Genomic DNA, 26025 nt, shown 5'->3' with positions numbered 1-26025 from the left:
CGGGCCGGCCTGGTCCGCCAGGCCCTCGCGGCTGTCGACCCGACCGTCGAGGTGCGCACGGGCGACGGACGCGATCTCGGCGCCGAGCAGCCCGGCGCGTTCGACCGGATCCTCCTCGACGCCCCCTGCACGGGCCTCGGCGCCCTGCGCCGACGACCGGAGGCGCGCTGGCGCAAGACCGCGGCCGACGTCGAGCCGCTCGCGTCCCTCCAGGGGGAGCTCCTCGACTCGGCGCTCCAGGCCCTCGCCCCGGGCGGCGTGCTCGCCTACGTCACCTGCTCGCCGCACCTCGGCGAGACGCGGCGGGTCCTGGCGCTCGCCCAGGAGCGCTACGGCGACGGGCTCGAGCTGATGGACACAGCCGAGGTCCTCCGGGGCGTCACGGTCGACGAGCTCGACCTGCCGGAGGGAGCGCGCCACGTGCAGCTCTGGCCGCACCGGCACGGCACCGATGCGATGTTCATCCAGCTGCTGCGCCGTGCGGAGCCGTCCGGGGCCATCTCCTAGGCTGGCGGCATGCCTGCACGGATCAACCCCAGCATCCTCTCCGCCGACTTCGTGAACTTCGAGGCCGAGCTGCAGCGGATCGCCTCGGCCGACCTCGTGCACGTCGACGTGATGGACAACCACTTCGTCCCGAACCTCACGTTCGGGCTCCCCATGGTGCAGCGCCTCCAGGAGGTCTCGCCGCGGCCGCTCGACGTGCACCTGATGATCGACGACCCGGACCGCTGGGCGCCCGGGTACGCCGAGACGGGCGCGTACTCCGTCACCTTCCACGCCGAGGCGGCGCGCGACGCCGTGGCCCTGGCGCGACGACTCCGCGACATCGGCGCGCGCGCGGGGATCGCGCTCAAGCCCGGGACGGCCGTCGAGGAGTACTTCGAGCTGCTGCCCGAGTTCGACCAGGTGCTCGTGATGACGGTCGAGCCCGGCTTCGGCGGCCAGTCCTTCATGGAGGAGACGATGCCCAAGCTGCACGCGCTCCGCCGCTCCGTGCGCGACTCCGGGCTCGACGTCTGGCTGCAGGTCGACGGGGGGATCGCGCCGGGCACCATCGAGATCGCCGCCGAGGCGGGCGCCGACACCTTCGTCGCCGGCTCGGCCGTCTTCGGCGCCGACGACCCCGAGAAGGCGATCGCCGCCCTCCGCGACACCGCGTCCTCGATCCTGCACCGCCACTGATCCTGCCCCGGGGCGTCGCGCGTATAGACTTCCCCGGTGAAAACTTTCGACGACCTCTTCGCTGAGCTGGGCGAGAAGGCCGCCGCGCGACCCGAGGGCTCGGGCACGGTCCGCGAGCTCGACGCCGGTGTGCACTTCATCGGCAAGAAGATCGTCGAGGAGGCCGCCGAGGTCTGGATGGCCGCCGAGTACGAGGGCGACGAGCGCACCGCGGAGGAGATCTCGCAGCTGCTCTACCACCTCCAGGTGCTGATGCTGGCGAAGGGCCTGACGACGGCCGACGTCTACCGACATCTGTGAGCCTCCCTCCGATCGCCGGAGTGCGCCGACGCTCCGTCGCCGTGCGCTCCCACGCACATCGAGGCGCGTCCGCGACCGCAGCGTCGCCGACGAGACCGCCGCTCACCGAATCACCCTCGAGCTCCAGAGGACGTCCTGCCGTGACCACCACCCCGCCCGCGCTCCTGCGCGTCGCCGTGCCCAACAAGGGCTCGCTCTCCGAGACCGCCGGTCAGATGCTGGCCGAGGCCGGCTACGTCGGCCGCCGCGACCCGAAGGAGCTGCACGTCGTCGACGAGCGCAACGGCGTCGAGTTCTTCTACCTCCGTCCGCGCGACATCGCCACCTACGTCGGCTCCGGCGCCCTCGACGTCGGAGTGACGGGCCGCGACCTGCTCATCGACTCCGGCTCCGAAGCGCGTGAGATCGCGAGCCTGGGCTTCGCGAACTCGACCTTCCGCTTCGCCGGCCCGGCAGGCCGCTACACCGAGCTCTCCGAGATCGACGGACTGCGCGTCGCCACGAGCTACCCCGGTCTCGTCGGCGGCTTCCTCCGCGAGCACGGCGTCGAGGTGTCCCTCATCCGCCTCGACGGAGCCGTCGAGTCGGCGATCCAGCTCGGAGTGGCCGATGTGATCGCCGACGTCGTCGAGACCGGCACCACGCTCCGCAAGGCGGGCCTCGAGATCTTCGGCCCGATCATCCTCGACTCCACGGCGGTCCTCGTCTCGGCCGCGGGGGAGCCCGAGGGCATCCCCGTCCTGCTGCGCCGGCTTCAGGGCGTCCTGGTCGCCCGCGAGTACGTGCTGCTCGACTACGACTGCCCCGTCGCGCTCCTCGAGCAGGCCACCGCGATCGCTCCCGGATTCGAGTCGCCGACGGTGTCGCCCCTGCACGACGCCGAGTGGGTCGCCGTCCGCGTCATGGTCCCCCGCGCCGACATGAACCAGGTCATGGACCGCCTCTACGACCTCGGCGCCCGCGCGATCCTGGTCACGTCGATCCACGCCGCGCGCCTCTAGGACGGGGGCAGCCGTGAGTCTCGCCGTCCGCGTCATCCCCTGCCTCGACGTCGCCGCCGGGCGCGTCGTCAAGGGCGTCAACTTCCAGAACCTCCGCGATGCCGGCGACCCGGTCGAGCTCGCCCGGCTGTACTTCGAGCAGGGCGCCGACGAGCTGACCTTCCTCGACGTGACCGCGACGGTCGACGACCGCTCCACCACCTACGACGTGGTCCGCGCGACGGCCGAGCAGGTCTTCATCCCGCTGACGGTCGGCGGCGGCGTGCGCGCCGTCGACGACGTCTCGCGACTCCTCGCGCACGGCGCCGACAAGGTGGGCGTCAACTCCGCCGCCCTCGCCCGCCCGGCGCTGGTCGGCGAGATCGCCGACGTGTTCGGCGCGCAGGTGCTCGTCCTCTCGCTCGACGTCAAGCGGAGCGGCGCCACGCCGTCCGGCTTCGTCGTCACGACCCACGGCGGTCGCCGCGAGACCACGGTCGACGCGCTCGCCTGGGCGGCCGAGGCCGTCGAGCGCGGAGCGGGCGAGCTGCTCGTCAACTCGATCGACGCCGACGGCACCAAGCAGGGGTTCGACCTCGAGCTCGTCGCCGCGATGCGCGAGGTCAGTTCGGTCCCGGTCATCGCCTCCGGAGGCGCCGGCGCCGTCGAGCACTTCGCCCCGGCGATCGAGGCGGGCGCCGACGCGGTGCTGGCGGCCTCGGTGTTCCACAACCGCGAGATGACCATCGGCGATGTGAAGCGCGCCCTCGACGGCGCAGGGCTGGAGATCCGACGATGACCACCACCGAGCTCGACGCCGTCCTCGACCGCGCCTCCTTCGACGCCGCCGGACTGCTGCCCGCGATCATCCAGCAGCACGACACCCGCGAGGTGCTGATGATGGGGTGGATGGACAGGGAGGCCCTGCGCCGCACCCTGACCGAGGGCCGCGTCACGTTCTGGTCGCGCTCCCGGCAGGAGTACTGGCGCAAGGGCGACACGTCCGGGCACGCCCAGTACGTCCGCGGAGCCGCGCTCGACTGCGACGCCGACACGCTGCTGGTCCAGGTCGAGCAGATCGGCGCCGCCTGCCACACCGGCGAGCACTCCTGCTTCGACGTGGACCCGCTCGACCCGGTCGCCTCCGCGGAGGCGTGACCCGGTGAGCGGGCGCAGGCTCAAGTACTCGGCGATCCTCGGGGTCGTCCTGCTCGCGGCGATCGAGCTCACCGCCTCGACGCAGTCGTGGGCCGCGCTGGTTCTCGCGGACGACTCCGGAGCACTGGACGTCACGGGGACCGTCGCCGCTCCCGCGCTCTCGGCCCTCGCGCTCGCGGGCCTCGCGCTGGCGGCCGCGCTCGCGATCGCCGGTCCCGCCTTCCGCGTCGTGCTCGGCCTCCTGCAGGTGCTGCTCGGCGGCTCCGTCGTGCTGGCGTCCGCGACGGCGCTCGGCGACCCGGTGCGCGCCGGCTCGGCCGTCGTGACGGAGGCGACGGGGATCGCCGGTGAGAGGTCGGTGGCCGCCCTGGTCGAGTCCTCGAGCTCGACCGCCTGGCCCGTCCTCTCGGTCGTCGCCGGAGTGCTGACCGCCCTGCTGGGCGTCCTGGTGCTCGCGACGGTGCGCCGCTGGCCGGACGCGCGGAAGAAGAAGCGCGTGTCGCGCTTCGAGCCCGCCGACGGCTACGGGCACGGCGCCTCGAGCGTCGAGACGGACGACGGCGCGATCGACCCGGTCGTCTCGTGGGACGAGCTGTCCCGCGGCGACGACCCCACGTCCCGGCGCTGACCGGGAGCCCGCGACCCGCCTCCGCGGCGCGGGAGGCCTCGGGCGCGAGCCGCTAGACTGCTGTGGTCCCGATGCCCGTCCAGGAGGAGAACCATGAGCACCGAGCACGACGAAGACAGCCACGGCCACTCGCCGGCCGCATGGACGGCCGTCGTCATCATGCTGGTCGGGTTCACCATCGGCACGATCGCCTTCTGGTTCGACGTCCCGCTCGTCGTGTGGCTCTCCGCCGGTCTCGTGGTCGTCGGCCTCCTCGTGGGCATGGGCATGGCCAGGGCCGGCTACGGAGTGAACGGCTCCAAGGCCAACCCGAAGCGCGCGCCTAGGTGCTGACCGATCTGACCGCCGGCGCCCTGGCCGACGCGGCGACGCGCCGCGAGACCGTCCCCCTCGCCGAGGTCGAGCGGCGCGCAGCCCTGCGCGCTCCCGCGATCGACGCGCTGGCGGCGCTGGCTCCGGCCGAGCGGGTCCGGATCATCGCCGAGGTGAAGCGGTCCAGCCCGTCCCGCGGCGCCCTCGCCGAGATCCCCGACCCCGCAGCGCTGGCGTCGCAGTACGAGCAGGGCGGAGCGAGCGCGATCAGCGTCCTCACCGAGGAGCGCCGCTTCAAGGGGTCGCTCGCCGATCTCGAGTCGGTCCGCGCGCAGGTGTCGATCCCCGTCCTGCGCAAGGACTTCATCGCCGAGCCCTACCAGGTGCTCGAGGCCCGCGCAGCGGGAGCCGATCTCGTGCTCCTCATCGTCGCGGCGCTCGAGCAGAGCGTCCTGAGCGAGCTCCACGCCCTGATCCTCGACCTCGGAATGACCCCGCTGGTCGAGACCCACTCGGCCGACGAGCTGGAGCGGGCTTCGGACCTCGGCGCCCGGCTCATCGGCGTGAACGCCCGAGACCTGTCCACCTTCCAGCTCGACCGCGACCTCTTCGGCCGCCTCTCCGAGCGCTTCCCCGCCGACGCGGTGAAGGTCGCCGAATCGGCGGTCCTCTCCGCCGACGACGTGGCCCACTACAGGCGCTCCGGCGCCGACGTCGTCCTCGTCGGGGAGGCCCTCGTCACCGGCGGCGACCCCGTTTCCACCCTCGCCAGCTTCCTGGCGCACTGACACCGACTGGCGGTACTGCCATGGCCCTCCGAGACGAACTCGGCCCCTACTTCGGCGACTTCGGCGGTCGCTACGTCCCCGAATCCCTCGTGGAGGCGCTCGACGAGCTGAGCGCCGAGTACGAGCGCACCAAGGTCGACCCGGAGTTCCACGCGGAGCTCACGGAGCTGCACCGCAGCTACACGGGGCGCCCGTCGATCATCACCGAGGTGCCGCGCTTCGCCGCGCACGCGGGCGGTGCGCGCATCATCCTCAAGCGCGAGGACCTGAACCACACCGGCTCGCACAAGATCAACAACGTGCTCGGCCAGGCGCTGCTCACCAAGCGCATCGGCAAGACGCGCGTCATCGCCGAGACCGGTGCGGGCCAGCACGGCGTCGCCACCGCGACCGCGGCGGCCCTGTTCGGCCTCGACTGCGTCGTCTACATGGGCGAGGTCGACACCGAGCGCCAGGCGCTGAACGTGGCGCGGATGCGCCTCCTGGGCGCCGAGGTCGTCTCGGTGAAGACCGGCTCGCGCACGCTCAAGGACGCGATCAACGACGCCATGCGCGACTGGGTGACGAACGTCGAGACGACGAACTACATCTTCGGCACCGTCGCAGGCCCGCACCCCTTCCCCGCGCTCGTGCGCGACTTCCAGAAGATCATCGGCGAGGAGGCGCGCGAGCAGGTCCTCGAGCTGACCGGCTCCCTGCCCACGGCCGTCACGGCCTGCGTGGGAGGCGGCTCCAACGCCATGGGCATCTTCCACGCCTTCCTCGACGACCCCGAGGTCCGCCTCGTCGGCTTCGAGGCCGGCGGCGACGGGATCGACACCCCGCGCCACGCGGCGACCATCAGCAAGGGCCGCCCCGGCGTCCTGCACGGCGCGCGCAGCTTCCTCCTCCAGGACGAGGACGGGCAGACGGTCGAGTCGCACTCGATCTCGGCCGGACTCGACTACCCGGGCGTGGGCCCCGAGCACGCCTGGCTCGCGAGCATCGGCCGCGCCGACTACCGCGCGGTCACCGACGGCGCCGCGATGGACGCGCTCAAGCTCCTCAGCCGCACCGAGGGCATCATCCCCGCGATCGAGTCCGCGCACGCCCTGGCCGGCACGCTCGAGCTGGGCCGCGAGCTCGGCCCCGAGGCGACGATCCTCGTCAACCTCTCGGGCCGCGGCGACAAGGACATGACGACGGCCGCGCACTACTTCGGCCTGATGGACCAGGGAGCGGTGCAGTCGTGAGCGGAGCGGGACCGAGCGTCGCCGAGACCGTCCGCCGCCGCAACACCGAGGCGGCGGGCGCGCTGATCGGCTACCTCCCGGTCGGCTTCCCCGACCTCGCGACGAGCATCGACGCCGCGGTCGCCATGGCCGAGAACGGCGTCGACGCGATCGAGCTGGGCCTGCCCTACTCCGACCCGGTGATGGACGGCCCCGTGATCCAGGAGGCGACCCAGACCGCGATCGCCGGCGGCTTCAAGCTGCGCCACGGCTTCGAGGCGGTGCGCGAGATCCGCTCCCGGGTCGACGTGCCCGTGCTCGTGATGACCTACTACAACCCCGTGCTGCAGTACGGGGTCGAGCGCTTCGCGACCGACCTCGCCGAGGCCGGCGGCTCGGGCCTCATCACGCCCGACCTCATCCCCGACGAGGGCGCCGAGTGGATCGCCGTCTCGGAGCGCCTCGGTCTCGACCGGGTCTTCCTCGCTGCACCGTCCTCGACCGACGAGCGCCTGCGCCAGGCGGTCTCCTCGAGCCGGGGCTTCGTCTACGCGGTGTCCACCATGGGCATCACCGGCGCGCGCACCGACGTCGACACGGCCGCGCGCACGCTCGTCGACCGCCTGCGCGCCGCGGGCTCCGACAGCGCCTGCGTGGGCCTGGGCATCTCGACGGGGGAGCAGGTCGCCGAGATCCTCGCCTACGCCGACGGGGCGATCGTCGGGTCGGCGCTCGTGCGCGCCCTCGCCTCCGGAGGAGTCGACGCGGTGGCCGAGACCGCACGCGCCTGGCAGCCGGCACGCGTCCGCGCGCCTGACGCCTCCCACTACAATCGGGATGCCCGTCGGGGCGCGGCGTCGCCGTGCCCGGGGAGCCCCTCCGTTCGAAAGGTCGACGTACCGGTGTCCGTACCGCTGAGCATCCCGAGCCCGCCCGAGGCGTGGAGTCAGTACGACTTCACGCTCTTCGAGCGGACCTTCTCGATCCACACCTACGCGCTGTGCATCCTCGCCGGCATCGTCGTCGCGACGATCATGACGAACGCGCGCCTGAAGCGCCGCGGCGCCGAGCCGTGGGTGGTGCTCGACATCATCATCTGGGCGGTCCCGCTGGGCATCGTCGGAGCGCGCGTCTACCACGTGCTCACCCACCCCGGGGACTACTTCTTCGAGGGCGCCGATCCGCTGCGCACCCTCTACATCTGGGAGGGCGGCAACGCCATCTTCGGCGGCCTGATCGGAGGCGCGGTCGGCGCCTGGATCGGCTGCCGCTGGACCGGGATCCGCTTCTGGACCTTCGCCGACGCCCTCGCGCCCGGCATGCTCGCCGCGCAGGCCCTCGGCCGCCTCGGCAACTGGTTCAACGTCGAGCTCTACGGGCTTCCGACGACGCTGCCCTGGGGGCTCGAGGTCCCGGCCTCGAACCCGGCCTTCCCCGTCGGACTCCCCGCCGACACCCTCTTCCACCCCACCTTCCTCTACGAGATCCTCTGGAACGTCGTCGGCATCGGCGTCATCCTGGTCGCCGAGCGCCGTTTCCGGCTCCAGTGGGGCGACGTCTTCGGCGTCTACCTCGTCTGGTACGGCATCGGCCGCATCTGGTTCGAGTCGATCCGCATCGACCCGAGCGAGGTGCTCCTGGGGCTCCGCACCAACGTGTGGGCCGCCCTGATCGCCGTCGTCATCGGCCTGGCGATCGTGATCGTCCAGGGTCGCGAGCACACCGGCGACGAGCCGTCCCCGTACCGGCCCGGCAAGGAGTGGAAGCCCGAAGCGGCTGGGGTAGAATTCGAGGACGTCGAGTCCGACTCGAACGCACCCACCAGCACTTCCTCCGGCGACGACGCCGACACGAGGACGGTCTCCCGCACCTGACGGCGACCGCGGGACTCCGCGGCCGCCCGTCCGGTGCCCGACAACCGCACGATCGCACTCCACGGCTCAGCCACAAGCGCTGCCGCGTGTCGTCCGTGCGGTCACGCCCACGGCGCGTGACCCCCACGACACGGCCCTCCCGATCGGGGAGCCGACCCACCATCACCACCCTGCGGGCCAGCGACGTCCCCATCCGCCACAACTCTCGTGAGGACGGTTCCTGACATGGCACCCGCCCAGCCCTCGCCCCGCGTCCCCGTCGTGCCGTTCCTCGGCACTCCGCCCGCTCAGGGCATGTACGACCCTGCGGCCGAGAAGGACGCCTGCGGTCTCGCGATGGTCGCCACCATGCGCGGCACCGCCGGGCACGACATCATCGACGCCGCCCTCGACGCCCTGCGCAACCTCGAGCACCGCGGCGCGGTCGGCTCCGATGCGGGCACCGGCGACGGCGCGGGCATCATCACCCAGATCCCGGACGACTTCCTCCGCGCGGTCGCGACGTTCGAGCTGCCCCCGCTCGGGCAGTACGCCGTCGGCAACGCGTTCCTCCCGGTCGACGTCTTCGAGCGCGAGCGGGTGAAGTCGACCATCGCCGACATCGCGCGCGAGGAGAACCTGACGGTCGTCGGCTGGCGCTCCGTCCCGGTGCAGCCCGACGAGATCGGCACGCTCGCCCGCGCCGCGATGCCCGCGATCGAGCAGCTGTACGTCCGGAGCGACCTCACCGACGAGACCGGCACGCCGTTCTCCTCTGTGCGCCTGGACCGGCTGACCTTCCGCCTGCGCAAGCGCGTCGAGCGCGAGCTCGAGGTGTACTTCATGTCGCTGTCGAGCCGGACGCTCGTCTACAAGGGCATGGTCACGACCCTCCAGCTCGAGCCGTTCTACCCCGACCTGCAGGACGAGCGCTTCACCTCGAAGCTCGCGCTCGTGCACTCGCGGTACTCGACGAACACGTTCCCGTCCTGGCCGCTCGCTCAGCCGTTCCGCATGATCGCCCACAACGGCGAGATCAACACCGTGCAGGGCAACCGCAACTGGATGCGGGCGCGCCAGTCGCAGCTGAAGAGCAAGGAGCTGGGCGACCTGTCGCCGCTGTTCCCGATCGTCTCGCCCGGGCGCAGCGACTCCGCCTCGTTCGACGAGACCGTCGAGCTGCTGAACCTCGCCGGCCGCTCGCTGCCGCACGCGATCATGATGATGGTGCCGGAGGCGTGGGAGAACCAGGCCGCCGCGATCGACCAGAAGCGCCGTGCGTTCTACGAGTACCACTCGATGCTCATGGAGCCGTGGGACGGCCCCGCCGCGATCGTCTTCACCGACGGCGAGCTCGTCGGCGCCACCCTCGACCGCAACGGGCTGCGTCCGGGCCGGTACGTCGTCACCGACGACGGCCTCGTCGTGCTCGCGAGCGAGATCGGCGTGCTCGACATCGACCCCGCCAAGGTCGTCCGCAAGGGGCGCCTCCAGCCCGGTCGCATGTTCCTGGTCGACACGGAGCAGGGCCGCATCGTCGAGGACGAGGAGATCAAGGGGCAGCTCGCCGAGTCCGGTCCGTTCGAGGAGTGGCTCGACAAGGGCCGCATCAACCTCAAGGACCTGCCCGAGCGCGAGCACATCGTGCACACGCCGGCGTCCGTCAACCGCCGTCAGCGCACGTTCGGCTACACCGAGGAGGAGGTCCGCCTCCTCCTGCTGCCGATGGCGAAGGCCGGAGCCGAGCCGCTCGGAGCGATGGGCTCCGACACGCCCGTCGCCGTGCTGTCCAAGCGCCCCCGCCTGCTCTTCGACTACTTCACCCAGGCGTTCGCGCAGGTCACCAACCCGCCGCTCGACTCCATCCGCGAGGAGGTCGTCACGTCGCTGCGCCTCGGGCTCGGCCCGGAGCGCAACCTGCTGTCGGCCGGAGCCGAGCACGCCCGCCAGGTCGTCCTCGACTTCCCGGTGATCGACAACGACGAGCTGGCCAAGATCCAGCACATCGCCCCGCGTCCGCTCAGCCACATCACGACGACGATCCGCGGTCTCTACCGCGTCGACGCCGGTCCGCGCGCCATGCAGGACCGCATCGACGAGATGTGCAGCGAGGCCGACGAGGCGATCGCGGCCGGGGCGCAGTTCCTCGTGCTCTCGGACCGCGACTCCACGAAGGACCTCGCTCCGATCCCGTCGCTCCTGATGCTCGCCGCCGTGCACCACCACCTGATCCGCACCGAGAACCGGATGCGCGTCGGGCTGGTCGTCGAGGCCGGCGACGTCCGCGAGGTGCACCACGTCGCGACCCTGATCGGCTACGGCGCGTCGGCGGTCAACCCGTACCTCGCGATGGAGACCTGCGAGCAGCTCGTCCGCAGCGGCATGCTCTCGGACATCTCGCCCGAGAAGGCCGTCAAGAACGTCATCAAGGCGCTCGGCAAGGGCGTCCTCAAGATCATGTCCAAGATGGGCATCTCGACCGTGTCGAGCTACGCGGGAGCGCAGACCTTCGAGGCGGTCGGCCTCAGCCAGGCCTTCGTCGACCAGTACTTCACCGGCACCGTCTCGAAGCTCGGCGGCATCGGGATCGACGTCGTCGCCGAGGAGAACGCCGCGCGCCACCGCGCCGCGTACCCGGAGGACGGCGCGGTCGTCGCCCACGAGCGCCTCGCGGTCGGCGGCGAGTACCAGTGGCGCCGCGACGGCGCCCCGCACCTCTTCAACCCCGACACCGTCTTCCGGCTGCAGCACTCCACGCGCAACCGCCGCTACGACGTGTTCCGCGAGTACACGAAGATGGTCGACGACCAGGCGAGCTCGCTCATGACCCTGCGCGGCATGTTCACCCTCGACACCGAGGGGCGGACGCCCGTGCCGATCGACGAGGTCGAGCCGGTCGAGTCGATCGTCAAGCGCTTCTCGACGGGGGCGATGAGCTACGGCTCCATCTCGCCCGAGGCGCACGAGACGCTCGCCATCGCGATGAACCGCCTCGGCGCCAAGTCGAACACCGGCGAGGGCGGCGAGGACACGGAGCGACTGCTCGACCCCGAGCGCCGCTCCGCGATCAAGCAGGTCGCCTCCGGGCGCTTCGGCGTCACGAGCATGTACCTCACCCACGCCGACGACATCCAGATCAAGCTCGCCCAGGGCGCCAAGCCCGGCGAGGGCGGTCAGCTGCCGCCGACGAAGGTGTACCCCTGGATCGCGCGCACCCGTCACGCGACCGCGGGCGTCGGCCTCATCTCGCCGCCGCCGCACCACGACATCTACTCGATCGAGGACCTCAAGCAGCTGATCTTCGACCTCAAGCGCGCGAACCCCTCGGCCCGCATCCACGCCAAGCTGGTCAGCCAGTCCGGCATCGGCGCGGTCGCGGCGGGAACGGCGAAGGCCCTGGCCGACGTCATCCTCGTCTCGGGCCACGACGGCGGAACGGGTGCGAGCCCGGTCAACTCGCTCAAGCACGCGGGCACCCCGTGGGAGCTCGGCCTGGCCGAGACCCAGCAGACGCTCATGCTCAACGGCATGCGCGACCGCGTCGTGGTGCAGGTCGACGGCCAGATGAAGACCGGGCGCGACGTCGTGATCGGCGCGCTGCTGGGAGCGGAGGAGTTCGGCTTCGCCACCGCTCCGCTCATCGTCGAGGGCTGCATCATGATGCGCGTCTGCCACCTCGACACCTGCCCCGTCGGCGTCGCCACGCAGAACCCGGAGCTGCGCAAGCGCTTCTCCGGCAAGCCCGAGTTCGTGGTCAACTTCTTCGAGTTCATCGCCCAGGAGGTGCGCGAGTACCTCTCGCAGCTCGGCTACCGCAGCATCGACGAGATCGTCGGCCACCGCGAGCTGCTCGACGTCAACCAGGCGATCGAGCACTGGAAGGCGAGCGGTCTCGACCTCACGCCGATCCTGGTCGGGCCCGTCTTCACGGCCGAGGAGCCGCGCCGCCACGGCCGCGCGCAGGAGCACGAGCTGGAGCACCACTTCGACAACGAGCTCATCCGCCTCGCCGCGAACGTCCTCGACCACCGCGGCACCGTCGCGATCGAGCGCGAGATCAAGAACACCGAGCGCGCCGTCGGCACGATGCTCGGACACGAGGTCACCGTCCGCTTCGGCGAGAACGGGCTGCCGGCCGACTCCATCGTCGTGTCGCTGCGCGGCTCGGCCGGGCAGTCGCTCGGCGCCTTCCTCCCCGCGGGCATCACCCTGCGTCTCGAGGGCGACTCGAACGACTACGTCGGCAAGGGGCTCTCGGGCGGTCAGATCGTGGTGCGGCCCGACCGCCGCAGCACCTTCGACGCGTCGACCAACGTGATCGCGGGCAACGTCATCGGCTACGGGGCGACCCAGGGCACGATGTTCATCCGCGGCATGGTCGGCGAGCGCTTCCTGGTCCGCAACTCCGGAGCGACCGCGGTCGTCGAGGGAGTGGGCGACCACGCTCTCGAGTACATGACCGGCGGGCTGGCCGTGATCCTCGGCGACACCGGGCGCAACCTCGGCGCCGGCATGTCGGGCGGCACGGCCTACGTGCACGGCCTGAAGCGCGAGCTCGTCAACCGCGACGCGCTCGCCTCCGGGGAGCTCACGCTCTCGGCGCTCGACAGCGCCGACGTCGAGATGCTCCGCGACCTGCTCGAGCGACACGTCGCCGAGACCGAGTCCACCCTGGCCCAGGGCATGCTCGACGATTTCGACGGAACCGTCTCGCGTTTCGTCAAGGTACTGCCCCGCGACTTCGCCGCGGTGCTCGCGACGCGCGCATCCGCTGTCGAAGAGGGGCTCGACCCCGACGGCGACGTCGTCTGGGGACGGATTCTGGAGGTGACCGGTGGCTGATCCCAAGGGGTTCCTGAAGGTGCAGGACCGGGAGCTGCCCAAGCGGCGCCCCGTGTCCGTGCGGCTGATGGACTGGAAAGAGGTGTACGAGCAGGGCGACTCCGCCGTGCTGCGACGCCAGGCCGGACGTTGCATGGACTGCGGCATCCCGTTCTGCCACAAGGGCTGCCCGCTCGGGAACCTGATCCCCGAGTGGAACGACCTGATGTGGCGCGGCGAGGGCCGCCAGGCCATCGAGCGCCTGCACGCGACGAACAACTTCCCGGAGTTCACGGGCCGGCTCTGCCCGGCCCCGTGCGAGTCGTCCTGCGTGCTCGGCATCAACCAGCCCGCGGTCACGATCAAGCAGATCGAGGTCTCGATCATCGATCAGGCCTTCGGCAACGACTGGGTGCAGCCGCACCCGCCCGAGCGCCTCACGGGCAAGACCGTCGCGGTCGTCGGCTCCGGCCCCGCCGGCCTCGCCGCCGCTCAGCAGCTGACCCGGGCGGGTCACACCGTCGCGGTGTACGAGCGCGACGACCGCATCGGCGGACTCCTGCGCTACGGCATCCCGGACTTCAAGATGGAGAAGAAGCACCTCGAGCTGCGTCTGAACCAGATGAAGGCCGAGGGCACCCGCTTCCGCGCGGGCGTGGACATCGGTCAGGACATCACCTGGGACGACCTCCGCGCGCGCTACGACGCCGTCGTGGTCGCGACCGGCGCCCTCGTCCCGCGCGATCTCCCGATCCCGGGCCGCGACCTCTCGGGCGTGCACTTCGCCATGGAGTACCTCGTGCAGTCGAACCGCGTGCTCGCGGGCGACACCGTCTTCGAGCAGATCAGCGCGGAGGGCAAGCACGTCGTGGTCCTCGGCGGCGGCGACACCGGAGCCGACTGCATCGGCACGGCGCATCGCCAGAAGGCGGCCTCGGTCACGAACCTCGCGATCGGCAAGCAGCCGCCGTCGGAGCGCCCGGACAGCCAGCCCTGGCCGATGGACCCGACCGTGTTCGAGGTCTCGAGCGCGCACGAGGAGGGCGGCGAGCGGATGTTCCTCGCCTCCACCGTCGAATTCCTCTCGAACGAGGTCGGCGAGGTCCGCGCCGTGCGCGTGGCCGAGACCGAGTACCTCGACGGACGCCGCGTCCCCAAGAGCGGCACCGAGCGCGAGATCCCGGCCGACCTGGTCCTGCTGGCCCTGGGCTTCACCGGCCCGGAGTCGGACCGCCTCGCCGGCCAGCTCTCGGTCCCGTTCACGGACCGCGGCAACGTCGACCGCGGCGCCAACTTCGAGACGACCGCCCCCGGAGTGTTCGTCGCCGGAGACGCGGGCCGCGGCCAGTCCCTCATCGTGTGGGCGATCGCCGAGGGCCGCTCCGTCGCGGCCGAGGTCGACCGCTACCTCGAGGGCACCACGCAGCTCCCCGCGCCCGTCGGTCCGAACGACCGCGGCTTCACCCTCTAGTCCCGCCGAGGCGATAGTCTCGCGCTGGCAATCCCTGCTCACCCTCCCCGCTAACGACGCGCCTCCGGGCGCAGAACAACGGAGCACCCCCTCAATGAGACGAGCGAAAATCGTCGCCACCCTCGGCCCGGCAACGTCGTCGTACGAGACCATTCGTGCGATCATCGACGCCGGCGTGGACGTGGCCCGCATGAACCTCAGCCACGGCAGCTACGACGTCCACGAGGGCATCTACCGCATCGTCCGCAAGGCGGCCGACGACGCCGGCCGCGCGGTCGCGATCCTGGTCGACCTCCAGGGTCCGAAGATCCGCCTCGGCAAGTTCGAGGGCGGCCCGTACGCCCTCGCCGAGGGCGACGTCTTCACCATCACGACCGAGGACGTCGTGGGCACCAAGGAGCTCTCGGGCACCACGTTCAAGGGCCTGCCCGACGACGTGAACCCGGGCGACATGCTCCTGATCGACGACGGCAAGGTCGCGGTCCGCGTCACGGCCGTCGAGGGCCCGCGCGTCGTCACCGAGGTCGTCGTCCCCGGCAACGTCTCGAACAACAAGGGCATCAACCTGCCCGGTGTCGCCGTCAACGTCCCCGCGCTGTCGCAGAAGGACGAGGACGACCTGCGCTGGGCGATCCGCCTGGGCGCCGACATCATCGCGCTGTCCTTCGTGCGCAACGCGAGCGACATCACCCGCGTGCACGAGATCATGGCGGAGGAGGGTCGCAAGGCCCCCGTCATCGCCAAGATCGAGAAGCCGCAGGCGGTCGACAACCTGCAGGAGATCATCGACGTCTTCGACGGCATCATGGTCGCCCGCGGCGACCTGGGCGTCGAGCTGCCCCTCGAGGCCGTGCCGATCGTGCAGAAGCACGCCGTCGAGCTCGCCCGCCGCTGGGCGAAGCCCGTCATCGTCGCGACGCAGATGCTCGAGTCGATGATCGAGAGCCCCCGCCCCACCCGCGCCGAGGCGTCCGACGTCGCGAACGCGATCCTCGACGGCGCCGACGCGGTCATGCTCTCGGGCGAGACCAGCGTCGGAGCATGGCCGGTCGTCACCGTCCAGACCATGGCGCGCATCGTCGAGTCGACCGAGGAGCACGGTCTCGAGCGCATCCCCCCGCTCGGCAGCAAGCCGCGCACCCAGGGCGGCTCGGTCACCCTCGCCGCCGCCGAGGTCGCCGAGTTCGTCGAGGCGAAGTTCCTCTGCGTGTTCACGGAGTCGGGCGACTCCGTGCGCCGCATGACTCGCCTGCGCCACGGCATCCCGATCATCGGCTTCACGCCGGAGCCCGCGGTCCGTCGTCGCATGGCGCTCAACTGGGGCGTGCAGTCCTTCGTCACCCCGCGTGTGAACCACACCGACGCGATGTTCGCGCAGGTCGACGCCGTGCTGCTGAACAAGGGCCTCGCCAAGCCCGGCGAGACGGTCGTCGTCGTCTCCGGCTCGCCCCCCGGACGCGCCGGCACCACCAACGACATGCGCGTGCACGTCGTCGGCTCCTCCAGCTCGGTCGAGCCGGTGGAGAACTGGGACCACTGAGTTCCTGAAGGGCCCGGTCGCTGTGCGACCGGGCCCTTCGACGTTCTCCTCGTTCCTCGTCGATCGTCGCGCGGTCGGCTTCCGCAGAGGGTCGCGGTGGGAGGAGCGGGTCGCGTTCCGGGTACGACGATCCGCTGGCACGCGGATCGCCGGTGACCCTGCGAGGGGTGAGGGTGGTCGTCCGCGGCACTGCGGGAGCAGGAGCTCAGGTCGCCGCCCCTCTGCTGGTCGAGTAGGCGCGCAGCGCCGTATCGAGACCCACGTCCTCCCGTGCGCGGGCCTTCGTTGTCGCGACCGTGCGGGTTGTTGATCGCCGTGCCGGCACACGATCCGCTACGGGCTCGAGGTCGCGGCCTGCGCTGCTCGCTCGCGTCCGGCTGCGCGGCGTTCGGAACCGAGGACGGGAACGGCTCTCGGTGCCGAAACAGGCCCCGTTGACGCTCCTGACCTCGGTTGCGGACGACTCCGTGGTCGCCGAACGGTCGCAGAGCGGCGGCGGCAGCCGTGGCCCTCCGGCGCGTCAGGCGGGTGTCCGGGGCGTGGCCGCGTGTCCGGAGCGCGGGCGGTGCCGCGCTAGCGTGGGCGCATGCGACTCGGCGTGCTCGACATCGGCTCCAACACGGTCCACCTGCTCCTCGTCGACGCTCATCCCGGAGCCCGCCCCGTCCCGTACCGCTCGCACAAGCGCAGCCTCGCACTGGTCGCGTACCTCGACGCCGCGGGAGACATCACCGAGGAGGGTCAGCACGAGCTGATCTCGTTCGTCGCGGAGGCGCGCGACGTCGCCCGTGAGCACCGGGCCGAGGACGTCCTGGCCTTCGCGACCTCGGCGATCCGCGAAGCGGGCAACGGAGCGGAGGTCCTCGCCCGCGTCCGCGAGGAGACCGGAGTGCACCTCCAGGAGCTCGGCGGAGAGGCGGAGGCGTCGGCCACCTTCCTGGCCGTCCGACGCTGGTTCGGCTGGGGCGCCGGCTCGATCCTGGACCTCGACATCGGCGGCGGCTCGTTCGAGCTGTCGATGGGCGTCGACGAGGTGCCCGAACTGGCCGTCTCGGTGCCGCTGGGCGCGGGACGGGTGACGCGCGACCTGCTGCAGGGCGACCCTCCGTCGGCCGTGAGCGTCAAGGCCGCGCGCCGGCACGCCCGTGATCTGCTCGCCGACCCCGCTCGGGCGTTCCTCGCGCTCGGGCGCCCCGATCTGGTGGCCGGGACGTCGAAGACGTTCCGCTCGCTCGCGCGCATCACCGGCGCCGCTCCGAGCGCAGCGGGCCCCCTGGTGCGCCGCGAGCTGCACCTCGTCGACCTGCGGCTCTGGAGCTCGCGGCTGGCGGCGATCAGCGCGGCCGACCGCTCCGCCCTGCCCGGCGTCTCCGCGCTCCGCGCGCCGCAGCTGCTCGCCGGCGCCCTCGTCGCGGAGGCCGCCATGGACGCGCTCGGTGTCGAGAAGCTCGTGATCTGCCCCTGGGCCACCCGCGAGGGGCTGATCATCCGCCGCTTCGAGCTCCTCGACGCGCAACTGCAGCGCGAGGACCTTCAGCTGAGCGCGATGCTGTAGGAGAACGTCTTCTGCTCGCCCGGAGCCAGCACGAACTGCCCGGGCTTGTCGACGATGTCGCCGTTCCAGCCCGCCGGAGTGGGGATGCTGCGCCAGGGCTCGATGCAGACGAACGGCGCGCCGACCGGCTTCCAGATCCCGACGACGTCGAAGTCGCCCGCATCGACGGTGATCGATCGGGCACCGTCGGCCTCGAGGGTCATCACGCGTCGCCTCGGCGTGTCGAAGATCACCGCGTCCTGCTCGAACCAGGCGTCGTCGACGACGAGGGCGCCGTCCACGAGCGGCGAGGGGAAGCGCGGCTCGGCGAGCAGGTTGCCCGGCGCGCGACGGAAGCCCTCGGGCTCCTCCTCGGCGAAGCGGATGCGGTGCTCGCCGCCGCCGCCGGGGAGCGGCAGCGCGAACGCCGGGTGGTTGCCCACCGACGCGCCCAGCGGCCCGGTTCCGCGGTTCTCGACGGTCTGCGTGATGCGCAGCGTCGATCCGGTGACGGAGTAGGCGACGAGGAGGGTCCAGTCGAACGGGAAGACCTCGCGGGTCGCGGCGTCGCTGCGGAGCCGGAGCACGGCCTCGTCGCCCGAGGCGCCCGCGAGCTCGAACGCCCGGTCGCGGGCGAAGCCGTGCTGTCCCATCGGGTAGGCGACTCCGTCGTGGTGGAGGGTGTCGTCGGGCAGGCGGCCGATGATCGGGAACAGGACGGGGGCGTGCCTCCGCCACTCGGGGCCCGCCTGCCAGAGGTACTCGAGCCCCGCGGCGTCGCGCAGCGAGGTGAGCTCGGCTCCGGCCGTGGTGACGGAGACGCGGAGCTCGTCGCTCCCGATCTCGAGGCGGACGGGGGTGGGGGAGTCGCTCGTGGTCATGCGCCGATTCTCCTCGCCGCAGCCGCCCCGCGGGGGACCGGCGAGCGTGTCGGAGGGCCGTGGGAGCATGGAGAGATGCCCTCCGAACCGCTCCCGTCCGCTTGGCGCGCCCGTCTCGGCGAGCTCAGCGGCTCGGAGGAGCGGCCGGACGCGGTCGCCGGCCCGCTCACCCCGATCGGCCTGCAGTTCGAGCTGCGCCGCCTCGTGCGACGTGCCGACGATCCGTGGCGGGCGCCGACGAGCGAGCGCGTCGGACCGAAGGACTACGACCCCGCCGCCCGCGACGACCACCGGCTCGCCACCCGGCCCGTGGTCCCGGGGCGCGGCGGGGCGTGGAACCGCTCGACGCTCACCTGGAAGTCGCTGAACTTCCAGACCCACCGCCTCTCGCTCGATCCCGCGCATCAGCGCTGGTTCGCGGAGTTCGCCGCGCTGCACCGCGCGACTCGGACCGTGCACCTGGGGCAGGACCCCGACTGGATCCACCTCGACGACTACGAGAGCCCGCTGCTCTGGCGCCTGCTCGAGCAGGCCCCCGCCCTCGGGATCCCCCTCCTCGCGCCGGACCGCCGCGCCGTCCGCCTCGGCTCCGCGGCGCACGTCGCGCTCCTCGCGACCGACCGGTCCGGAGCGCTCGAGCTGCGGCCGGTCCTCCGGCTCGGCGAGGAGGACCGGCCGCTCGACGAGGTGCGCCCTGTCGCGCGCCACGGCGTCTACGTCGTCGAGGGCGGGGATCCGGCCGCGCTGCTCCTCGCGCCCGCCGCCGCTGCGCTGGAGGAGGAGGAGCTGCGGCTGCTCCGGCACCCGGAGGAGACGAGCGTGCCCGAGGAGGACGTCGCCGAGTTCCTCCGCGACCACCTCCCCGGCCTGCGCGGGCGGGTCGCCGTCCGGCCGAGCGGACCGGGCGTCGAGATCGACGAGCCGGAGCCGCCGAGGCTGGTCTGCACGGTGTCCTTCGAGCCCCGCCGCGCGGTGCGGGTGGGCTGGCGCTGGCGGCGCAGCGCCGATCGATCGAGCGAGATCGACGGAGGAGGGGGCACGGGGTTCGTCGAGGCGGCGATCCTGCGGCGCGCGACCACCGTGCTCGCCGACGCCGGATCCCCGGTCGTCCCCGACCTCGCCGCCGGGGTGCTCCTGCGCGGAGCGGACGCCGCGGTGTTCGTCGTCGAACACCTGCCGCGTCTCGAGGAGGTCGGCGGGGTGCGGGTGGAGCGCGAGGGCGTCCCGCCCGACTACCGCCTCCTGAACGGCGACCTCACCCTCACGGTGACCGCCGTCGACACCGCGGATGCGGACTGGTTCGACCTCGCCGTCGTCGTGCGGATCGGCGACGTGAGCGTGCCGTTCCTCCCGCTGTTCCGCGCGCTCTCGGCCGGGGGCGACCGCATCCGGCTCGTCGACCACTCCTACCTCTCGCTCGCCCACCCCGGGCTCGACCGTCTGCGCGAGCTGCTAAACCGCGCAGATCAGCTCGACGAGTGGGAGACGGGGCCGCGGCTCGGCCGCCACCAGACGGCGCTGTGGGAGGAACTGGAGGAGCTCGCCGACGAGAGCGTCGCCTCGGACGCGTGGCGGCAGGTCCTGCGGCAGGCGCTGGCCGCGGGGGTGCCGGGCGAGGTCGCCGCTCCGGCGGGCCTGCTCGCCGAGCTCCGTCCCTATCAGCAGGAGGGGTACTCGTGGCTCGCCCACCGCCGGCGGCACGGCCTCGGCGGGATCCTCGCCGACGACATGGGCCTCGGCAAGACGCTGCAGGCGCTCGCGATGATGCTGGAGGCCGTCGAGCAGGCGCACGCATCGGGGGAGCGGTGCGCGCCGTTCCTCGTGGTCGCACCGACCTCGGTGGTGCCGGGCTGGGCGTCCGAGGCGGCGCGCTTCGCCCCCGGGCTGCGGGTGCACACGGTCTCGAGCACGCGGACCGGAGTCGCGGGCATCCCCGACGACGCCGATCTCGTGCTGACCAGCTACGCCGTCCTGCGCCTGGCCGCCGAGGAGTGGGCGGGGCGGACCTGGTCCGCCCTGGTCCTCGACGAGGCCCAGTTCGTCAAGAACCCCGCGTCGCAGACCCACCGCGCGGCTCGCTCCCTCGGCGCGCCGATCGTGCTCGCGCTGACCGGCACTCCGCTCGAGAACTCGCTCGACGAGCTCTGGGCGATCCTCGCTCTGACGGCGCCCGGCCTCCTGCCGCCGCTGCGCCGGTTCCAGGAGGAGTACACCCGGCCGATCCAGCACGCGGAGGCGCCGCTCGGCATCGCGTCGCCCGACCTCTCCGAGGGCAGGACCGTCTCGCAGGAGGAGGGGGCCCGCCGCCGGCTCGAGCGCCTGCGCCGACGCGTGCGTCCGTTCCTCCTGCGCCGGACGAAGGAGGCGGTCGCGCCCGATCTGCCCGAGAAGCAGGAGCAGACGATCGAGGTGACGCTCGCGCCGGCCCACCGCGTGCTGTACGACGGCTACCTCCAGCGCGAGCGGCGCAAGCTGCTGGGACTCGTCGAGGACCTCGACCGGCAGCGGTTCACCGTCTTCCGCTCGCTCACCCTCCTGCGGATGCTGGCGCTGGACGCCTCCCTGGTCGACTCCTCGTACCGGCACGTGCCCTCGGCCAAGCTCGACGCTCTGGTGGAGCAGCTCGACGACGTGCTGGCCGAGGGCCGGCGCGCGCTCGTGTTCAGCACCTTCACGTCCTACCTCGAGCGGGCGGCGGAGCGGCTGCGGGCGCGCGGGGTGCCGTTCGTGCAGCTCGACGGGTCGACGCGCGACCGGGCGGGAGTCGTCGAGTCGTTCCGCTCGGGCGACGCGCCGGTGTTCCTCATCAGCCTGAAGGCGGGCGGGACGGGCCTCACCCTCACGGAGGCGGACCACGTCTTCATCCTGGACCCCTGGTGGAACCCGGCGGCCGAGGCCCAGGCCGTCGACCGGGCGCACCGCATCGGGCAGCAGCGCCGGGTCAACGTCTACCGGCTGGTCGCCCTCGACACGATCGAGGAGAAGATCGTGCGGCTGAAGGAGCGCAAGGCACGGCTCGGCGCCGCCGTCCTGGACGACGGCGAGCTGTTCGCGCAGGCGCTGACGGCCGACGACGTGCGCGAGCTGCTGGCCGAGTAGCCGCGAGCTACTGGCCGAGTAGCGAGGTGCGTTCGGCCGAAAGGGTGACAGACAGCCGCGGCACAGGGGGCGAGCGCACACTGGCCGGATGAGCCGCCGCCGCCCCCGTCCCCGCCCCGACTGGGTCGTCGCACTCGAGCAGGGCGAGGGTCCGGGGCTGTTCGGTCCAGGCAGCGCGGTGTGGGCGGTCAACGGCGCGATGCCGACGATGATCGCCGGCGTCAGGGCGCTCCTGATGCAGACGCTGCACGCGGGCGCCATGGCCGGGGTCCACGACCACTCCACCTACCGGGAGGACCCGATGGGCCGCCTGGACAACACCGTCCGCTGGGTGCTGACGACGAGCTTCGGCGATCGCGACGCCGCCACCGGGGCCGCTCGCTGGGTGACCGGCGTGCACGAGCGGATCACGGGGACCTACGAGGACGCGGCCGGCGCGCAGCGCCCCTATTCGGCTCAGGATCCGCGCCTGCTGCTCTGGGTGCACGACGCCTTCACCGACGCCTTCCTCAGCACCCACGAGATCTGGGGCCGACCGATCCCCGGCGGCCCCGACGCCTACGTCCGCGAGTGGGCCGAGTCCGGTCGCCTGCTCGGCGTGCCGAACCCGCCCGAGGACGTCGCGGAGCTGCGGCAGCAGCTCGCGGGCTTCGCCGCCGAGCTGAAGCCGGACGAGCGGGTCCGCGAGGCGGTCGGGTTCCTCCGCGGCATCCGCCTCCCCGGCGAGGCCGGCGTCGTCTACCCGCTGCTCTTCGCCGGAGCGGTCGCCTCCCTCCGTCCGGACGTCCGGCGGCTGCTCGGCCTCCGCCGTCCCTGGTGGCCGGCGATCACCGCGAACCGGCTCCTGATGCGGGGCCTCGAGCTCCACCTCGGCCGTCTCTCGCCCAGCGAGCGCGCGGCGAGGACGCGTCTCGGCCGCCTCGAGGACGCGCACCGCGGCTGACCACTTGGCCACCACTCCCGAACACCTGTCCGGGAAGTGGTAGACTGTGTCCGATGACTTCCGCTCGCGTCGCCTCCCTGCACGGAGCGGGTGCACCTCACGGCCCCACGTCGGCCGATCCCCGGGCCCGCCGCACGCGTCGCCGCGTGTTCGATGCGGTCGAGCGCCTCGTGATGCACGACGGCGGGGAGCGGACCGAGGGCATCGCCGTCAGCGACATCGTCCGCGAGGCCGGCATCAGCCGCAGCTCGTTCTACGCGCACTTCGAGGACGCGGCGGCCGTCGCCTCCGCTCTGCTGCGCGAGGACCTCGTCGTCGCCGAGGTCGCCGAGGGGGACGCCGAGGACCGCACCGGGGCCACCGCCCTGCGGCGCGGCTACGCCCGCCTCGTCGAGCGCCTCGTCGACCGGCACGCCTTCCACGCCCGGCTCCGTGCCCGCGCGACGGCGCGCGTCGCCTCGGACGACGCCGTGCTCGACACGGTGCTGGGCCTCCACCGCGAGGTGCTGGCCCGCGTCAGCGTGCCCGACTCCGTCGATCCGGAGCTCACCGCGACCTTCGCCGCGGGCGGCGTCCTCGCCGTCGTCGGCGCCTGGCTCGCCGGCTCGATCGACGGCACCGATGAGGAGCTCGTCGAGCAGCTCGTCGCCCTCCTGCCTCCGTGGCTGGCCGATGCGCCGCTCGGATCCCCGGTTCCTCCCACCACAGGCCCCACGATGAAAGGCACGACATGATGACATTCGAGGTCGGCGAGACCCTGGTCTACCCGCACCACGGAGCGGTGACGATCACCGGGCTCGAGAAGCGCTCGGTCAAGGGCGTCGAGAAGACGTTCATGACCATGAACGTGCACACCAGCGAGCTCACGATCACCCTGCCCGTCGAGAACGCCGAGCTCGTCGGCGTGCGCGAGATCATCGACGACGCCGGAGTCCAGGCCGTCTACGACGTCCTGCGCAGCGACGTCGCGGAGGAGGCCAGCAACTGGTCCCGCCGCTTCAAGGCCAACCAGGAGAAGATGGCGAGCGGCAGCGTGTACCGCGTCAGCGAGGTCGTCCGCGACCTGTGGCGTCGCGAGCAGGCCGGCGGAGTGTCGGCCGGCGAGAAGCGCATGCTGCTGAAGGCGCGTCAGATCCTGGTCTCCGAGCTGTCGCTCGCGCTCAAGGGCTCCGACGAGGAGGCCTCGGCCAAGCTCGACGAGGTGCTCGCCTCGGCGATCTGAGCCGCCGTCGCGGCGTGCCCGGTCACTCCGGCCGGCACGCCGCGGCCACCTGCCGGGCGACCTCGTCCTGCTCGGCGCTGCCGTCGACGCGGACGAGGATCCCCGCCTCGGCGTAGACCTCCTCGAGCGGAGCGGTCTCCTGCTCGTACACCGAGATCCGGTGACGGATCACCTCGGCGTCGTCGTCGGCCCTCTTCTGCTGCGCGGCCCGCGAGAGCAGGCGGTCCACGACCACCTCGGTCTCCGCCGCGAGCAGCACCGCCCGTGCCAGCTCCACGTCGCGCTCCCCGAGCATCCGGTCGAGCTCCGCGACCTGCGCGAGGGTCCGCGGATACCCGTCGAGGATGAACCCGTCCTGCGCGTCCGGCTCGTCGAGCCGCTCGGCGACGAGCGCGTTCGTGATCTCGTCGGGCACGTAGCGGCCCGCCTCGACGATCGTGCGCAGGCGCCGTCCGAGGTCGGTGCCGTCGGCCACGTGGGCGCGGAAGAGCTCGCCGGTCGAGATCGCGGGAACGCCCAGTGCCCGGGCCAGGATCGCCGCCTGCGTGCCCTTGCCCACGCCGGGCGGCCCCATCATGATGACGCGCATCGCTCGTCCTCCCTCGGTGTCGTCAGGCGATCGTATCCGTGCCCGTCGGCGCCGCCCGCCGATTCGGATCCGCTCTGCCACCCGTTCTAGGCTGGCCGGACCGGACCGGAGGAGGCCCATGACGCACTCGACCGACGCAGCGCATGCCGCCGAGCGACTCGCGGAGGCGCTCGCCTCGGTCGTCGCAGAGCTCGAGGGCAGAGGCGTCGCCGATCAGGCCCTCGCCGAGCTGCGCCGGCCCCGGGCGATCCTCGGCTTCCGCCGCGCGCCGGTCATGGCTCCGGTCACCAGGGCCTGGCGGCTCGGCGTCCTGCTCCTGGAGAGGACCGGCTCGCTCTTCGCCGTCGGGTCGGTCACCCGGGCGGTGGCGCCGCTGCACGCGAACAACCAGTCGGAGTCGCAGGAGGCGCGTCGCGAGATCCGCCGCGCCGCGTTCGACGGGCCGTTCCGCGAGGGCGAGATCGTCAACTACGGCTGGCGGAGGCTCGCGCTGGACGCCGACGGGCTCGCTGCCGATCCGGAGCCGCTCGCCCTGCGGGGCGCGGAGGTGCTGGTCCGCTGGGCGCCGGGCCTCGGCGAGCAGGGCCTCATGCCGATCGAGCGCTACCTCTCGGAGCGCCTCGATCTGCAGAGCGGGACGTGATCCGCGCTCACTCCTCCTCGGCGGCGACCGGGTGGAACCACGGCGGGTAGACCGCGACGCGCGGCGAGGCCGAACTGCCCTCGAAGAGGGCCTTCACCTTGTTGCGGGTCGTCACGGACGGCACGCCGACGACGGCGATCTCCTCGAGCGGGAACCGCTCGGGCACGAGCGCCTCGGCGCTGCGCAGCGCCGGTTCGTCGACGAGCAGGCGCGCGAAGGTGCGCACGAGGGCGTCGCCCTCGGTGAAGCGGGTCAGGACGTGCGACGCGTCGCCGTCGCTCAGGACCGGGGCAGAGGCCAGCGAGCCGACGAGGACGACGTACTGCGACGCCGTGGTGTCGTGGGCGCGGGGCGACCAGTGCGGGAGCACCCGCTCTCCGCGCAGGTCGGCCCACAGGGCCGCGTCGGGAGAGAGGAAGAAGGGGACGAAGCCGGCGACGCTCGCTCCGTCGCGGACCTGGACGGCACGGCGGTGCTCGCGCGTGGTCGCGGCGCTGACGTCCATCGCGGGACGCTCGGGGAGCTGCTCGTCGGCCAGGATCGCTCCGGCGGCCACGATCGCGGCGAGGTTGTCGATGTGCGTGACGTGGTAGATGCGCTGAGCGGCGATGTCGACCTTGGGCAGGGGCTTCTCGCGGGCCGTTCCTCGCGCCGCCGCTCGCGCGGTGGCCGCGCGGGAGGTCCCGGGAACGCGCGCCGGGGTGCGCGTGCGCCCGGCCGCGGGCTCGGGAGCCTTGGCGGGGGAGCAGACGTCGCAGAGCGCGATGTCGAGGCCGTGGATGCATTCGGTGGGCACTCTGGATCCTTCTGCGCGCGGTCTCGGGGGGTCCGGCGCAAGGACGACGTTACGCGACCGAGGGGTCGTCG

The 26025-nt window shown here is 72.3% G+C and carries 23 protein-coding genes and 1 pseudogene; 21 read left to right on the top strand and 3 right to left on the bottom strand.

Going from position 1 to position 26025, the window contains the following annotated elements; genetic code table 11:
• From B0T42_RS10370 to B0T42_RS10295, 16 genes and pseudogenes are all read left to right on the top strand, one after another.
• Window positions 1-507, top strand: a 507-nt coding sequence (locus B0T42_RS10370; protein ID WP_476748435.1) for an RsmB/NOP family class I SAM-dependent RNA methyltransferase, incomplete at its 5' end; no start/stop codon positions are given.
• Between the two features lie 9 nt (window positions 508-516).
• Window positions 517-1185 carry a ribulose-phosphate 3-epimerase gene (gene rpe, locus B0T42_RS10365; protein ID WP_077223090.1) on the top strand — a complete coding sequence of 223 codons (669 nt, stop codon included), beginning with the start codon at window positions 517-519 and terminating at the stop codon, window positions 1183-1185.
• Window positions 1186-1221: 36 nt separating this feature from the next.
• Window positions 1222-1485 (top strand): phosphoribosyl-ATP diphosphatase, encoded by a 264-nt coding sequence (locus tag B0T42_RS10360; RefSeq protein ID WP_055791842.1) that lies wholly within the window; start codon window positions 1222-1224, stop codon window positions 1483-1485.
• 140 nt (window positions 1486-1625) lie between these two features.
• A complete protein-coding gene (hisG, locus tag B0T42_RS10355; protein ID WP_201788527.1) occupies window positions 1626-2486 on the top strand; it encodes an ATP phosphoribosyltransferase in 861 nt (286 codons plus the stop codon).
• A 13-nt stretch (window positions 2487-2499) separates the two neighbouring features.
• Window positions 2500-3264 (top strand): imidazole glycerol phosphate synthase subunit HisF, encoded by a 765-nt coding sequence (hisF, locus tag B0T42_RS10350; protein WP_077223089.1) that lies wholly within the window; start codon window positions 2500-2502, stop codon window positions 3262-3264.
• Window positions 3261-3623: a phosphoribosyl-AMP cyclohydrolase gene (hisI, locus tag B0T42_RS10345; protein ID WP_077223088.1), complete on the top strand. Its 363-nt coding sequence runs from the start codon at window positions 3261-3263 to the stop codon at window positions 3621-3623. The genes hisF and hisI overlap by 4 nt, the downstream gene beginning before the upstream one ends.
• 4 nt (window positions 3624-3627) lie before the next feature.
• Window positions 3628-4251, top strand: coding sequence for a Trp biosynthesis-associated membrane protein (locus B0T42_RS10340; RefSeq protein ID WP_077223087.1), 624 nt, complete (start codon window positions 3628-3630; stop codon window positions 4249-4251).
• A 93-nt stretch (window positions 4252-4344) separates the two neighbouring features.
• Window positions 4345-4584, top strand: coding sequence for a DUF6704 family protein (locus tag B0T42_RS10335; protein ID WP_077223086.1), 240 nt, complete (start codon window positions 4345-4347; stop codon window positions 4582-4584).
• Window positions 4578-5351, top strand: a complete 774-nt coding sequence (trpC, locus tag B0T42_RS10330) for an indole-3-glycerol phosphate synthase TrpC (RefSeq protein ID WP_077223085.1) — start codon at window positions 4578-4580, stop codon at window positions 5349-5351. Before B0T42_RS10335 ends, trpC begins: the two co-directional genes overlap by 7 nt.
• Window positions 5352-5371: 20 nt before the next feature.
• Window positions 5372-6583, top strand: a complete 1212-nt coding sequence (trpB, locus tag B0T42_RS10325) for a tryptophan synthase subunit beta (protein ID WP_077223084.1) — start codon at window positions 5372-5374, stop codon at window positions 6581-6583.
• Window positions 6580-7344, top strand: a pseudogene (gene trpA, locus B0T42_RS10320) (tryptophan synthase subunit alpha); the annotation flags it as partial. The gene trpB and the pseudogene trpA, both read left to right, overlap by 4 nt.
• Window positions 7345-7476: 132 nt before the next feature.
• Complete coding sequence (gene lgt / locus B0T42_RS10315; protein WP_077223093.1) at window positions 7477-8436, top strand: prolipoprotein diacylglyceryl transferase; 960 nt, start codon at window positions 7477-7479, stop codon at window positions 8434-8436.
• A gap of 225 nt (window positions 8437-8661) precedes the next feature.
• Window positions 8662-13257, top strand: a complete 4596-nt coding sequence (gene gltB, locus B0T42_RS10310) for a glutamate synthase large subunit (RefSeq protein WP_077223083.1) — start codon at window positions 8662-8664, stop codon at window positions 13255-13257.
• Window positions 13250-14707 carry a glutamate synthase subunit beta gene (locus tag B0T42_RS10305; protein WP_077223082.1) on the top strand — a complete coding sequence of 486 codons (1458 nt, stop codon included), beginning with the start codon at window positions 13250-13252 and terminating at the stop codon, window positions 14705-14707. Before gltB ends, B0T42_RS10305 begins: the two co-directional genes overlap by 8 nt.
• A gap of 94 nt (window positions 14708-14801) precedes the next feature.
• Window positions 14802-16247, top strand: a complete 1446-nt coding sequence (pyk, locus tag B0T42_RS10300; RefSeq protein ID WP_056867201.1) for a pyruvate kinase — start codon at window positions 14802-14804, stop codon at window positions 16245-16247.
• 586 nt (window positions 16248-16833) lie between these two features.
• Entirely contained in the window at window positions 16834-17802 is a 969-nt protein-coding gene (locus B0T42_RS10295; RefSeq protein ID WP_077223081.1) for a Ppx/GppA family phosphatase, read from the top strand.
• On the opposite strand, the gene B0T42_RS10290 is transcribed toward B0T42_RS10295, so the two are convergent.
• Window positions 17781-18662, bottom strand: coding sequence for an aldose 1-epimerase family protein (locus B0T42_RS10290; protein WP_158078101.1), 882 nt, complete (start codon window positions 18660-18662; stop codon window positions 17781-17783). The two genes, B0T42_RS10295 and B0T42_RS10290, sit on opposite strands and share 22 nt — an antisense overlap.
• 75 nt (window positions 18663-18737) lie before the next feature.
• On the opposite strand from B0T42_RS10290, the gene B0T42_RS10285 reads away from it, so the two are divergent.
• The 4 genes from B0T42_RS10285 (at window position 18738) to B0T42_RS10270 (ending at window position 23926) form a co-directional block, all read left to right on the top strand.
• Entirely contained in the window at window positions 18738-21761 is a 3024-nt protein-coding gene (locus B0T42_RS10285) for a DEAD/DEAH box helicase (RefSeq protein WP_077223079.1), read from the top strand.
• A gap of 88 nt (window positions 21762-21849) precedes the next feature.
• Window positions 21850-22704 carry an oxygenase MpaB family protein gene (locus B0T42_RS10280; RefSeq protein WP_077223078.1) on the top strand — a complete coding sequence of 285 codons (855 nt, stop codon included), beginning with the start codon at window positions 21850-21852 and terminating at the stop codon, window positions 22702-22704.
• A gap of 53 nt (window positions 22705-22757) precedes the next feature.
• On the top strand, window positions 22758-23438 hold the full coding sequence (locus B0T42_RS10275) for a TetR/AcrR family transcriptional regulator (RefSeq protein ID WP_139344478.1): 681 nt from the start codon (window positions 22758-22760) through the stop codon (window positions 23436-23438).
• Window positions 23438-23926, top strand: a complete 489-nt coding sequence (locus B0T42_RS10270) for a CarD family transcriptional regulator (RefSeq protein ID WP_055793090.1) — start codon at window positions 23438-23440, stop codon at window positions 23924-23926. Before B0T42_RS10275 ends, B0T42_RS10270 begins: the two co-directional genes overlap by 1 nt.
• A 22-nt stretch (window positions 23927-23948) precedes the next feature.
• Here the strand turns inward: B0T42_RS10270 and B0T42_RS10265 are convergent, their stop codons facing one another.
• Entirely contained in the window at window positions 23949-24515 is a 567-nt protein-coding gene (locus B0T42_RS10265) for an adenylate kinase (protein WP_077223076.1), read from the bottom strand.
• Between the two features lie 118 nt (window positions 24516-24633).
• Between B0T42_RS10265 and B0T42_RS10260 the strand changes: the two genes are divergently transcribed.
• Window positions 24634-25158 carry a hypothetical protein gene (locus B0T42_RS10260; protein WP_077223075.1) on the top strand — a complete coding sequence of 175 codons (525 nt, stop codon included), beginning with the start codon at window positions 24634-24636 and terminating at the stop codon, window positions 25156-25158.
• A 7-nt stretch (window positions 25159-25165) separates the two neighbouring features.
• Here the strand turns inward: B0T42_RS10260 and B0T42_RS10255 are convergent, their stop codons facing one another.
• Complete coding sequence (locus tag B0T42_RS10255; protein ID WP_158078100.1) at window positions 25166-25954, bottom strand: DarT ssDNA thymidine ADP-ribosyltransferase family protein; 789 nt, start codon at window positions 25952-25954, stop codon at window positions 25166-25168.
• Window positions 25955-26025: the final 71 nt, after the last annotated feature.

The organism is Rathayibacter rhapontici (assembly GCF_001995175.1).
Classification (GTDB): Bacteria; Actinomycetota; Actinomycetes; order Actinomycetales; family Microbacteriaceae; genus Rathayibacter.
This window is presented reverse-complemented; position numbering and strand designations above follow the sequence as displayed.

Bases quoted from the DNA above. Each gene is read 5' to 3' on its own strand.
- B0T42_RS10290 (WP_158078101.1), bottom strand. From the start codon at position 18,662: ATGACCACGAGCGACTCCCCCACCCCCGTCCGCCTCGAGATCGGGAGC.
- gltB (WP_077223083.1), top strand. From the start codon at position 8,662: ATGGCACCCGCCCAGCCCTCGCCCCGCGTCCCCGTCGTGCCGTTCCTC.
- B0T42_RS10265 (WP_077223076.1), bottom strand. From the start codon at position 24,515: ATGCGCGTCATCATGATGGGGCCGCCCGGCGTGGGCAAGGGCACGCAG.
- B0T42_RS10260 (WP_077223075.1), top strand. From the start codon at position 24,634: ATGACGCACTCGACCGACGCAGCGCATGCCGCCGAGCGACTCGCGGAG.
- B0T42_RS10285 (WP_077223079.1), top strand. From the start codon at position 18,738: ATGCCCTCCGAACCGCTCCCGTCCGCTTGGCGCGCCCGTCTCGGCGAG.
- trpB (WP_077223084.1), top strand. From the start codon at position 5,372: ATGGCCCTCCGAGACGAACTCGGCCCCTACTTCGGCGACTTCGGCGGT.
- B0T42_RS10295 (WP_077223081.1), top strand. From the start codon at position 16,834: ATGCGACTCGGCGTGCTCGACATCGGCTCCAACACGGTCCACCTGCTC.
- B0T42_RS10335 (WP_077223086.1), top strand. From the start codon at position 4,345: ATGAGCACCGAGCACGACGAAGACAGCCACGGCCACTCGCCGGCCGCA.
- rpe (WP_077223090.1), top strand. From the start codon at position 517: ATGCCTGCACGGATCAACCCCAGCATCCTCTCCGCCGACTTCGTGAAC.
- B0T42_RS10280 (WP_077223078.1), top strand. From the start codon at position 21,850: ATGAGCCGCCGCCGCCCCCGTCCCCGCCCCGACTGGGTCGTCGCACTC.
- hisI (WP_077223088.1), top strand. From the start codon at position 3,261: ATGACCACCACCGAGCTCGACGCCGTCCTCGACCGCGCCTCCTTCGAC.
- B0T42_RS10275 (WP_139344478.1), top strand. From the start codon at position 22,758: ATGACTTCCGCTCGCGTCGCCTCCCTGCACGGAGCGGGTGCACCTCAC.
- B0T42_RS10270 (WP_055793090.1), top strand. From the start codon at position 23,438: ATGACATTCGAGGTCGGCGAGACCCTGGTCTACCCGCACCACGGAGCG.
- pyk (WP_056867201.1), top strand. From the start codon at position 14,802: ATGAGACGAGCGAAAATCGTCGCCACCCTCGGCCCGGCAACGTCGTCG.